The sequence below is a fragment of the Chryseobacterium sp. MHB01 genome (assembly GCF_034651565.1).
Lineage (GTDB): Bacteria > Bacteroidota > Bacteroidia > Flavobacteriales > Weeksellaceae > Chryseobacterium > Chryseobacterium nepalense.
The window spans coordinates 1-10,065 of the sequence record NZ_JAYEDA010000030.1; the positions used below are offsets into that span (position 1 = coordinate 1).

The 10,065-nt window shown below is 37.1% G+C and carries 14 protein-coding genes; 6 read left to right on the forward strand and 8 right to left on the reverse strand.

Features of this window, described 5'->3' with window-relative positions; translation table 11 throughout:
* Positions 1-105: 105 nt before the first annotated feature.
* Positions 106-471 (reverse strand): DUF1304 domain-containing protein, encoded by a 366-nt coding sequence (locus tag U9K52_RS20900; protein WP_248394524.1) that lies wholly within the window; start codon positions 469-471, stop codon positions 106-108.
* A gap of 64 nt (positions 472-535) precedes the next feature.
* On the opposite strand from U9K52_RS20900, the gene U9K52_RS20905 reads away from it, so the two are divergent.
* Both U9K52_RS20905 and U9K52_RS20910 read left to right on the forward strand, forming a co-directional pair.
* On the forward strand, positions 536-1,108 hold the full coding sequence (locus tag U9K52_RS20905; RefSeq protein WP_322927984.1) for a Crp/Fnr family transcriptional regulator: 573 nt from the start codon (positions 536-538) through the stop codon (positions 1,106-1,108).
* 65 nt (positions 1,109-1,173) lie between these two features.
* Entirely contained in the window at positions 1,174-1,617 is a 444-nt protein-coding gene (locus U9K52_RS20910; protein WP_322927985.1) for a carboxymuconolactone decarboxylase family protein, read from the forward strand.
* A gap of 50 nt (positions 1,618-1,667) precedes the next feature.
* On the opposite strand, the gene U9K52_RS20915 is transcribed toward U9K52_RS20910, so the two are convergent.
* The 3 genes from U9K52_RS20915 to U9K52_RS20925 form a co-directional block, all read right to left on the reverse strand.
* Positions 1,668-2,174 (reverse strand): PPC domain-containing DNA-binding protein, encoded by a 507-nt coding sequence (locus U9K52_RS20915; RefSeq protein ID WP_322927986.1) that lies wholly within the window; start codon positions 2,172-2,174, stop codon positions 1,668-1,670.
* A gap of 75 nt (positions 2,175-2,249) precedes the next feature.
* Complete coding sequence (locus U9K52_RS20920) at positions 2,250-2,537, reverse strand: putative quinol monooxygenase (RefSeq protein ID WP_322927987.1); 288 nt, start codon at positions 2,535-2,537, stop codon at positions 2,250-2,252.
* Positions 2,537-3,151: an NAD(P)H-dependent oxidoreductase gene (locus tag U9K52_RS20925; protein ID WP_248394517.1), complete on the reverse strand. Its 615-nt coding sequence runs from the start codon at positions 3,149-3,151 to the stop codon at positions 2,537-2,539. Before U9K52_RS20925 ends, U9K52_RS20920 begins: the two co-directional genes overlap by 1 nt.
* A 222-nt stretch (positions 3,152-3,373) precedes the next feature.
* Between U9K52_RS20925 and U9K52_RS20930 the strand changes: the two genes are divergently transcribed.
* The 4 genes from U9K52_RS20930 (at position 3,374) to U9K52_RS20945 (ending at position 6,108) form a co-directional block, all read left to right on the forward strand.
* The gene (locus U9K52_RS20930; protein WP_248394514.1) at positions 3,374-4,279 is read left to right on the forward strand and encodes a LysR family transcriptional regulator; all 906 of its coding nucleotides are present in this window, start codon (positions 3,374-3,376) and stop codon (positions 4,277-4,279) included.
* 34 nt (positions 4,280-4,313) lie between these two features.
* Positions 4,314-5,189, forward strand: a complete 876-nt coding sequence (locus tag U9K52_RS20935) for an aldo/keto reductase (RefSeq protein WP_322927988.1) — start codon at positions 4,314-4,316, stop codon at positions 5,187-5,189.
* 99 nt (positions 5,190-5,288) lie between these two features.
* On the forward strand, positions 5,289-5,567 hold the full coding sequence (locus U9K52_RS20940) for a RebB family R body protein (RefSeq protein WP_263602481.1): 279 nt from the start codon (positions 5,289-5,291) through the stop codon (positions 5,565-5,567).
* A gap of 91 nt (positions 5,568-5,658) precedes the next feature.
* Positions 5,659-6,108 (forward strand): lipocalin family protein, encoded by a 450-nt coding sequence (locus tag U9K52_RS20945; protein ID WP_263602482.1) that lies wholly within the window; start codon positions 5,659-5,661, stop codon positions 6,106-6,108.
* A 52-nt stretch (positions 6,109-6,160) separates the two neighbouring features.
* Here U9K52_RS20945 and U9K52_RS20950 read toward each other — a convergent pair whose 3' ends face one another.
* From U9K52_RS20950 to U9K52_RS20965, 4 genes are read right to left on the reverse strand one after another with little or no spacing between them, the layout of a single operon-like run.
* On the reverse strand, positions 6,161-7,498 hold the full coding sequence (locus tag U9K52_RS20950) for a UDP-N-acetylmuramate--L-alanine ligase (RefSeq protein WP_322927989.1): 1,338 nt from the start codon (positions 7,496-7,498) through the stop codon (positions 6,161-6,163).
* Positions 7,499-7,504: 6 nt separating this feature from the next.
* Positions 7,505-7,942: a hypothetical protein gene (locus tag U9K52_RS20955; RefSeq protein WP_322927990.1), complete on the reverse strand. Its 438-nt coding sequence runs from the start codon at positions 7,940-7,942 to the stop codon at positions 7,505-7,507.
* An 18-nt stretch (positions 7,943-7,960) separates the two neighbouring features.
* A complete protein-coding gene (locus U9K52_RS20960; protein WP_248394505.1) occupies positions 7,961-8,761 on the reverse strand; it encodes a lysophospholipid acyltransferase family protein in 801 nt (266 codons plus the stop codon).
* 27 nt (positions 8,762-8,788) lie between these two features.
* Positions 8,789-9,415, reverse strand: a complete 627-nt coding sequence (locus tag U9K52_RS20965; RefSeq protein ID WP_248394504.1) for an NUDIX hydrolase — start codon at positions 9,413-9,415, stop codon at positions 8,789-8,791.
* Positions 9,416-10,065: the final 650 nt, after the last annotated feature.

Genomic DNA, 10,065 nt, shown 5'->3' on the forward strand with positions numbered 1-10,065 from the left:
CCCCCCCCCCCCCCCCCCCCCCCCCCCCCCCCCCCCCCAAACAAAAAAATAGCGAGTGCGGAAAACTGGAAAAAGCTCCTAAAAATATTAATCTACAATAAAAGTTTATTTTAAAAGTACAGCAACAATCGCCAGAATCGCCGGTAATGCCTGAACAAAAAAGATTTTTTTGGTGGCTGAAACAGCTCCGTAAATTCCGGCTATCGCAACACATCCCAGGAAAAATAGAGCAATATTAGTCTGCCATTCGGGATCTTTGATAAGGAAAGTCCAGAGTAATCCTGCTGCAAGAAAACCATTGTACAGTCCCTGATTGGCTGCTAGTCCTTTGGTAGGTTTAAACATTTCCGGAGGTAAGGCGGATTTGAACACTTCTTTACCTTTGGTTTCCCAGGCGAACATTTCCATCCAGAGAATATAAAGATGTTCAAGAGCTACCGCTGCAATTAAGATTTTGGCTACAATTTCCATGATAACGTGTTTGTGATTGTAAAACTAAAAAAATAAAGTTAAGTTTGATTATATAATTTAAAGAATGGAAACTTTTAAACAACATCTGGATAAATTTATCGGGATTGATGATGAAGAATTTTCTTCCGTGATTTCTTACTTTCAGGTTTTAGAGGTAAAGAAAAAGCAGGATCTGATGTCTGAAGGAGAAATCTGCCGGTCTATGTTTTTTGTTGTTAAAGGCTGTTTGAGAAAGTTTTTTATTAACGAAAAAGGAATTGAACAAACGACAGAATTTGCCATAGAAAACTGGTGGATCACTGATACCTTTGCATACGAGAGACAGATAAAATCCGATTTCAGTATTCAGGCAGTTGAAAAATCAGTAATCCTGAAGATCGATTTCCAATCCCAGGAAGCGCTGTTGATAAAACATCCGGTGATGGAACGTTATTTCAGGATGATTTATCAAAGGGCTTATGCCGCGGCAGAAAGGAGGATACGGTATCTTTATGAATTTTCCAGGGAAGAGTTGTATGTGCATTTCAGTACCCAGTATCCGTGGTTTATACAGAGAATTCCACAGTACTTAATTGCTTCTTTTCTTGGCTTCACTCCGGAATATTTAAGTGAAATCAGAGCCAAATTACGTTCTTAAACTGGTTTAAGATTTTTAGCATTTCTAAATCGGAACTTTGTCTCAGAAATTTAAAACAAAATATTATGAGCACAAGATTCAACTGGACAACAGTTCACCCGGCTGCTTACAAAGCAGGAATAGGAATGGAAGAATCTCTTCAGAACAGTTTTTTAACACCTATTCAGAAAGAATTAATCAAAATCAGAGCTTCACAGATTAATGGCTGTGCATTTTGCCTGAATATGCACACCAAAGATGCCATAAAGTATGGTGAAACACCACAAAGGATTTTCCTGCTGAATGCATGGAGGGATGCAAAAGAATTATTCACAGAAGAAGAGCAGATCATTTTACAGATTACGGAAGAAGTTACGCTGATCAATAAGAAAGGGCTTTCGGAAGAAACCTATCAAAAAGCAAAAACTATTTTTGACGAAAGTCAGCTTGCCGATATCATCATGGCGGCTATTGTAATTAATATGTGGAACAGAATTGCAATTTCAACCCATATGCCGATCGGGAAATAATCCTTATTTAATAAAAAAAGAGCTTTTCAATGAAGGAAAGCTCTTTTTAATTATGGACAGTTAAGCTGCAGGACATTGGCATTCAAAGGCTGCTCGACTTTTCGTTCCAGTTTTTTATCATTAACAGTGATGTAAATTTCCATTGATCCTGTTCCTACATGAAGCGACAGAATGTGTCCTCCAAATGCATTGAATTTCTCGTCAGTAGCAATTCCATGTAGATGAATAGACGGACCTTTTTCATTCCATGCGATAGAACCGGTCAGGCTTCCCATTTCTACTTTTTTAAATGTTTTAGGGTTAAATTTTTTGGCTTCGAAATCATAGAACCCGAAAGTAACTTCAGCAGCAAATCCGATACCCGTAAAGCTGGCCGAGGGAGTATTTTCGGCTTTTGCGAGGTTCTCAATATGAGCAAGTACATCGTCGCCCTGTCTGAGTACCATCAGGTAACCGGACGGTGTTTTAATATATCTGCACGGATCTTTTTGTTGCGCAAAAATGGTGTTCATTGTTATGATTGTTACTAAAAGAATTAAATTTTTAAGTGTATTCATAATCAGATAATTTAATAATACCATGAAACTTTTACACCAAACAGAATAATATCACATTGCCATACTATTCTTTAACTAAAGAATTTGTGACTTATAGATCTGCGGCTTTTCCAGAAGCTTTTCATCAACTAAATTTCCAAATGCCTTAATATAAGGTTGCTGATTATGCTTTTCCAGGCCTTCTGCGCTTTTCCAGACTTCATAGAAGATAAAATGGTTTTTGTTCTCGATGCTCTGATGAAGTGTGTAAAGCTCGTTGGCTTCTTCTTGCACTGTTTCTTTCACCATATTCTGAAGAACTTCCAGAACTTCTGCTCTGTATTCTTCTTTTGCTTTAATAATAGCGGTTAAATATATTTTCATTATGCTAACTGTGGTTTTAATTCTTTATTAAAAACTGAGGTAAGATGTTCCCTGTAAAGTTTCATATCGCGCGCCACATCTGCATTTTTCTCTACATCATGGAAATGGAAGCTTTCCATTTTTTCTAATGATACGAAAGCATTCATTCTATGGAAACCAAATAACGGCCCGTTATCTACACTTGTTTCGTTGAAAAATTCTCCAGGAAGGGTAAAAGCTGTTTCAGGGGCGTTCCAGCTTGTGGTTACCATGTATTTTCTTCCACCCAGCATTCCTCCGGTTCCGTAATTGATTTTCGGATTTTCAGAAGTTCTTCCGTCATTCATATAAATTCCTTTGGCGTGTCCTGCTGTGAAAACTTCATCAATATATTTTTTAAATCCATTCGGAAGCTGAAACCACCAGATCGGGGTATGGTAAATAATGTAGTCTGCCCATACAAATTTCTCAACTTCTTCATTTTTGTCGTAACCTTTACTGATATTTGTAATCTTAACTTCCACATTATCAAAATTTTTCAGTACTTCCAGGGTATTTTCTGCAATGGTCTGATTATATTTTCCTCCGGAATGTCCGAAATTCTGTCCTCCGTTAATAATTAGTACTTTTTTCATTGTCTTATGATTGTTAAATTTTACGGTACAAAGGTATTATGAGTTTTACTATAAATAAAATAATAAAAATTATAGCTAAATATCATTTAAATAATAATTAAAATAAATAATTGAAAATGAGTGTTTTAAGTTAGGTATAGACACGATTTATCATGTTCATTGATTATTGAAATATCATAATGGTAATTATTTGAATAACTTTGCATCATAAAAGTAATACCTATGGTTAATTTAGAATGGTACAGAACTTTTAAAGCAATCTATAAAACAGGAACACTCACGGAAGCTGCGGATACTTTATTTATTTCTCAACCCGGAGTAAGTCTGCATCTCAGTTCGTTGGAAGCATATGTGGGCTATAAACTCTTTGACAGGACCGGAAGGAGAATGATTCCTACGGAAAGAGGAAAAGTATTATTTAATGCTGTTGCTGAACCGTTGTCGAAACTTGAGGAAGTAGAAAAAAACTTTCAGAAATCTACAGAAAAGCTTACGCCTACCATTAGTGTCGGCATGTGTTTTGAGACTTTCCAGACTACTTTGGAGCAGTATGTTTCCAGTTTGCCGTTCAATCTTATCATCAGTTTCGGGGAATACCGGGAAATGCTCGATCAGTTGGACAAAGGAATTTTAGATTTGATTATTACTCCGAAAAAAGGTGTTTCTCCGAATATCGAACACGAAGCATTTTCCTCAGAACAGATCATTCTTGTTGGTGGAAAGGATGTTGACATTCGGGAGTTTGAATATATTTTAAATAATGAGGGCACAGAACATGCGGAAGAATGGCTGAAAAATGAGAAATGGTATGGAACGGCCGGAGATATGGAGCATCTTTTTCAGTTCTGGATTCTTAATTTTGGTCACAAGCCGAATTTCCGTCCCAATTACATCGTCCCGAATCTTAATTCTATTGTACGCTGCCTGAAAGGCGGATCCGGATTAGCCGTAGTTCCGGATTTCCTCTGTAAAAAGGAAATTGAAGATGGCGAGATACAGTTAATCTGGGAAGGGAAAAAACCGCTGAAAAACACACTGTATTTCGGCTGTCGTAAGAAGACAAATTATCAGAATGAGATTGCTCATATTAAAGGATTGTTCAGAAAAGTGATGGAAAAGGAAAATTAGTATATAATAAATCATAAATAGATAATTAACAATTATGGAAAAGAAAACATATGCAGGGCAGCCTGTAATTACCTTAAATAACGGAGTGGATATTCCGGCTTTAGGTTTCGGAGTATGGCAGATGGAAGATCTGAAAGAGTGTGAAAATGCAGTTATCAAAGCCATCCAAACAGGATACAGAATGATTGATACTGCTGCTATTTATCAAAATGAAACGGCTGTTGGAGATGCTATTAAAAACAGTGGAGTAGATCGTGAGAAGCTATTTATTACGTCGAAACTATGGGTTCAGGATACTTCGTATGAGAAGACTAAAAGCGCTTTCCAGAGAACTTTGGACAGGCTGCAATTGGATTATCTTGATATGTATTTGATCCACTGGCCGTACGCAGATTTCCTGGGAGCATGGAAAGCAATGGAAGAATTGTATGATGAAGGAAAGATCAAAGCTATAGGTGTGTGCAATTTTACAGTGGAGAAATTAGAAGAATTAAAAGCGAATGCCAAAATCCTTCCGGTAATCAATCAGATTGAGCTGCACCCGATTTTCCAGCAGAAGGAACTTCAGGCCTATAATAAGCAGAATAATATTATTACGCAGCCTTGGAGCCCACTTGGGAACGGAAACGCAGGATTGCTCGAAAACGACAAGTTGAAAGCTATTGGTGAAAAATATAGAAAAACCGTAGCACAGGTTATTTTGAGATGGCATCTTCAGGAAGGGTTCTGTGTAATTCCGAAATCGGTTACGCCTTCAAGAATCGAAGAAAATTTTAATGTTTTTGATTTTGAATTAACAGAAGATGAAATGAATACTGTCCGTACTTTAGATACCGGAAAAAGACTATTCTTTGATCCGAAAGATCCGGATTGGGAGGAAAAAATGCTGAATGCAGTTGCAGATATTTAAGCAATATATCAATTAATATAAAGAAGTAATAAATGTTTATTGCTTCTTTTTTTTGTTAAAAATATCATTTAACTTTACAATACACTAAAAACTAAAATTATGGATACAAAAGTAAACGAACAAATTACAGATTCTGTGACACAGGCAAATGTAAAAGTTGTGGGAGAATCTCCTGCGATGGCACTGGGAAATGTTTATCAGACAGCTGCGCATTCTACCGGACTAATGTTTCAAAATGCAGTTAACGCTCAGAATCAGCAGAATATATTGGCACAGGCTGCCGGTAACCAGGGGGTTATGCAGATTTATAGTCTTGATACTGTTTCAGATGCAATTGCTATTGCAAAAATATTAAATAACAGTGGCACTAATCGTTAAGTTCAGAAACGATGAATAAGGCTGAGAATTTCACCGGATCGCATTAAATAAGCTTAAATTCATTGTATTTTTGCTGACTTAAAGTATAATCATGAAAAGAATAATTTTATCGTTTGTCCTGCTGTTATCATTCATTTCCTGCAATGGGAATGATGAAGATCAGGAACCCGGCAATAAAGCTTCAATTATCGGAGAATGGTATATTGAAAAAGCTGAAATATACAGGTCTTTAAATCAGCAGATCCAAACTTCTTTCTCCACAGATTGTGAGAAAAAAAGTACTTATGAGTTTACTTATGATCATCTTCTTTCGATTATTTATGCTCAGAACAATAATACCTGTATAAAAACGGATGCTGGAACAAAGAAGTATACGTTCGATAAAGGAAATGGTAAATTCTGGTTTGAAAATGAGGAAAATTATCCGTATTTCGTGACGCAGCTTAATGAAACCGGTATGGTGGTTGAAGACCGGACCCAGGATTTTGACGGCGACGGTACCAAAGATGTACTAAGACGTTTCTATAAAAGAATCAATTAAAATAAGAACTCCTTTCGGTCTGAAAGGAGTTCTTATTTTATATTCAATATATTTATTTTGTAAGATCAAGACCCCCGAAATTTCCGGAACTCATCATCAGATATACACCATGGGTCTTATCCAGGGTTTCCCAATATGCGTGAAGTTCTTCAGCATTGGTGAAAACTCTCAGGTTTTGATTTTTGAATTTTTCTTTGATCAGATCCGGGGAAATAGGTTCCATTCTTTTGATTTTCAAAGCATCTTCAGAATAGAAAACGACAGCTTCCTCAAGACCATCCATTGCATGATCGTACTGTTCCAGGAAAACAGGATTCAAACTCGAATAGGTATGAAGCTCCAGAAAACCGTATTTTTTTTCATTTTTAAATTGCTCGCAGAATGCTTTTACCGCCGCTTTTACTTTGCTTGGCGCGTGAGCAAAATCTTTGTACAATATTCCTTGATCTTCCCTTTCTACTTTCTCAAGACGTTTTGAAGCCCCTTTGAAACTCATAATCGCCTCATAAAAATCTTCATCCATAATGCCCAATGTATGGCAGATATGTCTTGCTCCCTCAAGGTTTAATAAATTATGTGCTCCGAAAACAGAAAGCGGAACATCTCCCATTTCTGTTTTCAGATGAACTTTTCCATTGCTGATTTCGTATTCAGGTGTTTTGTAAGGGATTTTTCTGAAATAATTTTCTGCATTTTCCACCACTTTTACCACTTCAGGATCCTCTTCGTTATATACAAGAATTCCACCCGGTGTAATGCTTGCCACAAATTTCCGGAACTGATCTACATAATCATCAAAAGTTTTGAATACATTGATATGATCCCAGGCAATTCCGCTCATTAAGGCAATATTCGGCTGATAGAGAAGAAACTTAGAACGCAGATCGATGGGTGAGGAGAGGTATTCGTCGCCTTCAAGTACCATGAAATCATTTTCACGGGTTAATTTCACCATACAATCGAATCCTTCCAGCTGAGCTCCTACCATATAATCTACATCTTTCTGATGGAAATTCAGAACATGAAGAATCATCGAGGTGATGGTTGTTTTTCCGTGAGAGCCTGCGATTACAACTCTTGTTTTGTTTTTTGACTGCTCATAAAGAAATTCGGGATAAGAATATATTTTTAACCCCAATTCTTTGGCTTTTGCAAGTTCAGGATTATCCTGATGAGCATGCATGCCGAGAATAACTGCATCCAGGTCAGACGTTATTTTTTCAGGAAACCAGCCTAATTCTTCGGGCAGAATGCCTCTTTTTTCAAGTCTTGTACGGGAAGGTTCAAAAATAGCGTCATCAGAACCTGTAACCTGATATCCTTTATCCTTTAATGCAATAGCAAGATTGTGCATGGCACTTCCGCCGATAGCGATGAAATGAGTCTTCAAAATTTGTTACTGTTTTTTAACATTAGCATTAATAATCTCCTGGAAAACACGGGTGATGTTTGTCCAGTTGGTTGTATAATTCGGCATTATTGCACTGGCGTCTGTCTTGCTGCCGGAATTAGGACCTTTTTTTATATTAATAGAAGTTGATATAAAATCATAAATCTTTTTATGGTCTTCTTCTATTCGTCTGAAATTGTTTTGTGAAAGCGTTTTTTCCAGCCTGTATAAATCTTCGTTGGAAATTTTAAAATTCTGTTTTATTTTTTTACCCTGCCCTTCAAAAGAATAGAAGGCATTATTTCCTTTAATCAGAAGATTTTCGTAAATCGGCGAAAAGCCTCCGCTTTTGGAATAGCTGATGTCGAAATCCGAATACATTTTCTGACTGTTGCATGAAACCAATACCAAGATTGCGAATAAGATTCCCAATATCCTTTTCATAATGTTCTTACTTTAATGTTATGAATCTTTTTGTTCAGATTTTTTAGCTTTTAATTCTTCATCATAATTGTGCAGCAAATTGAAATCTTCTGTCTGCTCAATGGCGGTCATGATTTTATGTAAAATTTCATGGGCGTTTTCTTTGTCGTAATCAATATCCAATGGCGGCTTAAATTCCATGGTAGGTTTTACGCCTGTTACCTTTACACGAAGTCCTTTTTTATCAAAAGCCCTGCGGAAACCGTTTATTTTGATAGGAATAACAATCGGGCGCTGATTTTTTACCAGCTTTGCCGTTCCTCTTCTTCCTTGTGCGAAAGCAGAAGTCGTTCCCTGAGGAAAAGTGGCAACCCAACCGTTATCAAGGGCTTTCATAATATTATCCACTTCGCTCATGTCAACCATTCGGTTTACATTCTTTCCTTCAGCCCTCCAGGTTCTTTTTACTGTTACCGCACCGGCGATTTTAAATATTTTCGGAAGAATCCCTTTATTCATGGTTTCTTCAGCAGCGACATAATAGAAGTCAATTTTAGGATTCAGAAGATAAATCGGATTTTTTATGGTATTTAGGTAACCGTTGTTTACAGAGCAGAATGCATGGTACATGGCTGCAACATCCGCAAAATACGTCTGATGGTTAGACACAAACAAAACATTAGAATCCGGTAGATCCACAAGATTTTCGGTACCCGTAATTTTAAGCTTATTAAATCCGTTGAATCTTCTGTACGATATGATTCCCAATATGAAAATAATTAACCTTTTTAAAAAATAAGGAGTTCCGAACGCATCGGTGAAAATATTTTTCTTCGCCATCTTTCAATTATACACAGTGGTGCAAAGTTACATTTTTTTCAGCAACTGGCTGAATTCGCTTAATATCATCGCTGTTGCGCCCCAGATGATATACCCGTTGAAATTAATCACGGGCACTTCACTTCCTCCTGCTGTAGGAAGAGCCATGATTTCCGGTTCATCAGGAAGACCCAGAAAGCAGGTAATCGGAAATTCTATGACTTCCACTGCCTCGCTCTGCTGTAAGATAAATTCAGGATTTTTCTTCGTGTATGATATATAAGGATACACATAAAAATTACTTGGCGGAATATAGATGGGTGACATTTCGCGGATGATCCGTACATAATGTTTTTCGATGCCTATTTCCTCTGATGTTTCACGAATAGCGGTCTCGGCAAAATCCCTGTCCATTTCCTCACGTTTACCGCCAGGTAAGGAAATTTGTCCGCTGTGCCTGTCGTGCTCATTTACGGTTCTTTGAATCAGGGGAAAATGCCATTCATCATTTTTAAGATACAAAATGATATTTACGGCAGCAAACCTGGGGTTTTTCGTTAAAACTTCTTCATAGGTGAAAACCGGGCGGTAGGGTGGCGAGAAGACTCCGTGTGCATTCTCTCCAGGCAATTCTGTTATTTTGATTTTCCTTAATAAATCTTTTCCAAAACTCATATCCAAATTTAATAATATATTTTGAAGAAAGGAAGCGGTACAACATTTTTAATAATGATCGACATAAATATCATAAATAATATGGTACTTATATATAATAGTATTGTATAACAAAATACATTCATGTTTCAATAAACTTATATACCCTCACTCTCCACCTCTTTTCACTCTCAGACTCACCAACTCTCATTTTCAGGAGCTTGATCCGGCTATCCGCTGCTACTCCTCGCGCCTTTACTTCTCTTGCTTGGTCCTGAGCTTTCCGAAGCTTGCTGTGGGGTATCCGCTACTATCCGGGCTAGGATGGTTGACGTGGTAATACTGAAAATCCTTTTATTTCAAAATATTCGTTCCTTATCCTCAGCTGTTGCGTTTACCAGGACCGCAAACCTGATTTTTTCCGAGCCCTGAAGGGGCGATATATAACAGCGTCGGACTCAGCCCTTCGATAAATTCATATAATATAATAAACACAAAGCCTTAAACGGGTGCTTCAACGCCTGATACTCTCCAACGCTCATACTCTAAACCTCAGAAACCAAACATAAGTTTAAAATTATTCTGATTAAGACTCAGCGGTTTAAGGTTTATTATGAACAGAATGTTAAACTTTATGCTTTAATAATTAGGATTGTATTAAGATAAGTCTC

Coding starts and splice junctions, on each gene's coding strand:
- U9K52_RS20955 (WP_322927990.1), bottom strand. CDS start 7,942: ATGAAAAGGATATTGGGAATCTTATTCGCAATCTTGGTATTGGTTTCA.
- U9K52_RS20945 (WP_263602482.1), top strand. CDS start 5,659: ATGAAAAGAATAATTTTATCGTTTGTCCTGCTGTTATCATTCATTTCC.
- U9K52_RS20910 (WP_322927985.1), top strand. CDS start 1,174: ATGAGCACAAGATTCAACTGGACAACAGTTCACCCGGCTGCTTACAAA.
- U9K52_RS20905 (WP_322927984.1), top strand. CDS start 536: ATGGAAACTTTTAAACAACATCTGGATAAATTTATCGGGATTGATGAT.
- U9K52_RS20930 (WP_248394514.1), top strand. CDS start 3,374: ATGGTTAATTTAGAATGGTACAGAACTTTTAAAGCAATCTATAAAACA.
- U9K52_RS20915 (WP_322927986.1), bottom strand. CDS start 2,174: ATGAATACACTTAAAAATTTAATTCTTTTAGTAACAATCATAACAATG.
- U9K52_RS20935 (WP_322927988.1), top strand. CDS start 4,314: ATGGAAAAGAAAACATATGCAGGGCAGCCTGTAATTACCTTAAATAAC.
- U9K52_RS20960 (WP_248394505.1), bottom strand. CDS start 8,761: ATGGCGAAGAAAAATATTTTCACCGATGCGTTCGGAACTCCTTATTTT.
- U9K52_RS20900 (WP_248394524.1), bottom strand. CDS start 471: ATGGAAATTGTAGCCAAAATCTTAATTGCAGCGGTAGCTCTTGAACAT.
- U9K52_RS20925 (WP_248394517.1), bottom strand. CDS start 3,151: ATGAAAAAAGTACTAATTATTAACGGAGGACAGAATTTCGGACATTCC.
- U9K52_RS20940 (WP_263602481.1), top strand. CDS start 5,289: ATGGATACAAAAGTAAACGAACAAATTACAGATTCTGTGACACAGGCA.
- U9K52_RS20965 (WP_248394504.1), bottom strand. CDS start 9,415: ATGAGTTTTGGAAAAGATTTATTAAGGAAAATCAAAATAACAGAATTG.
- U9K52_RS20920 (WP_322927987.1), bottom strand. CDS start 2,537: ATGAAAATATATTTAACCGCTATTATTAAAGCAAAAGAAGAATACAGA.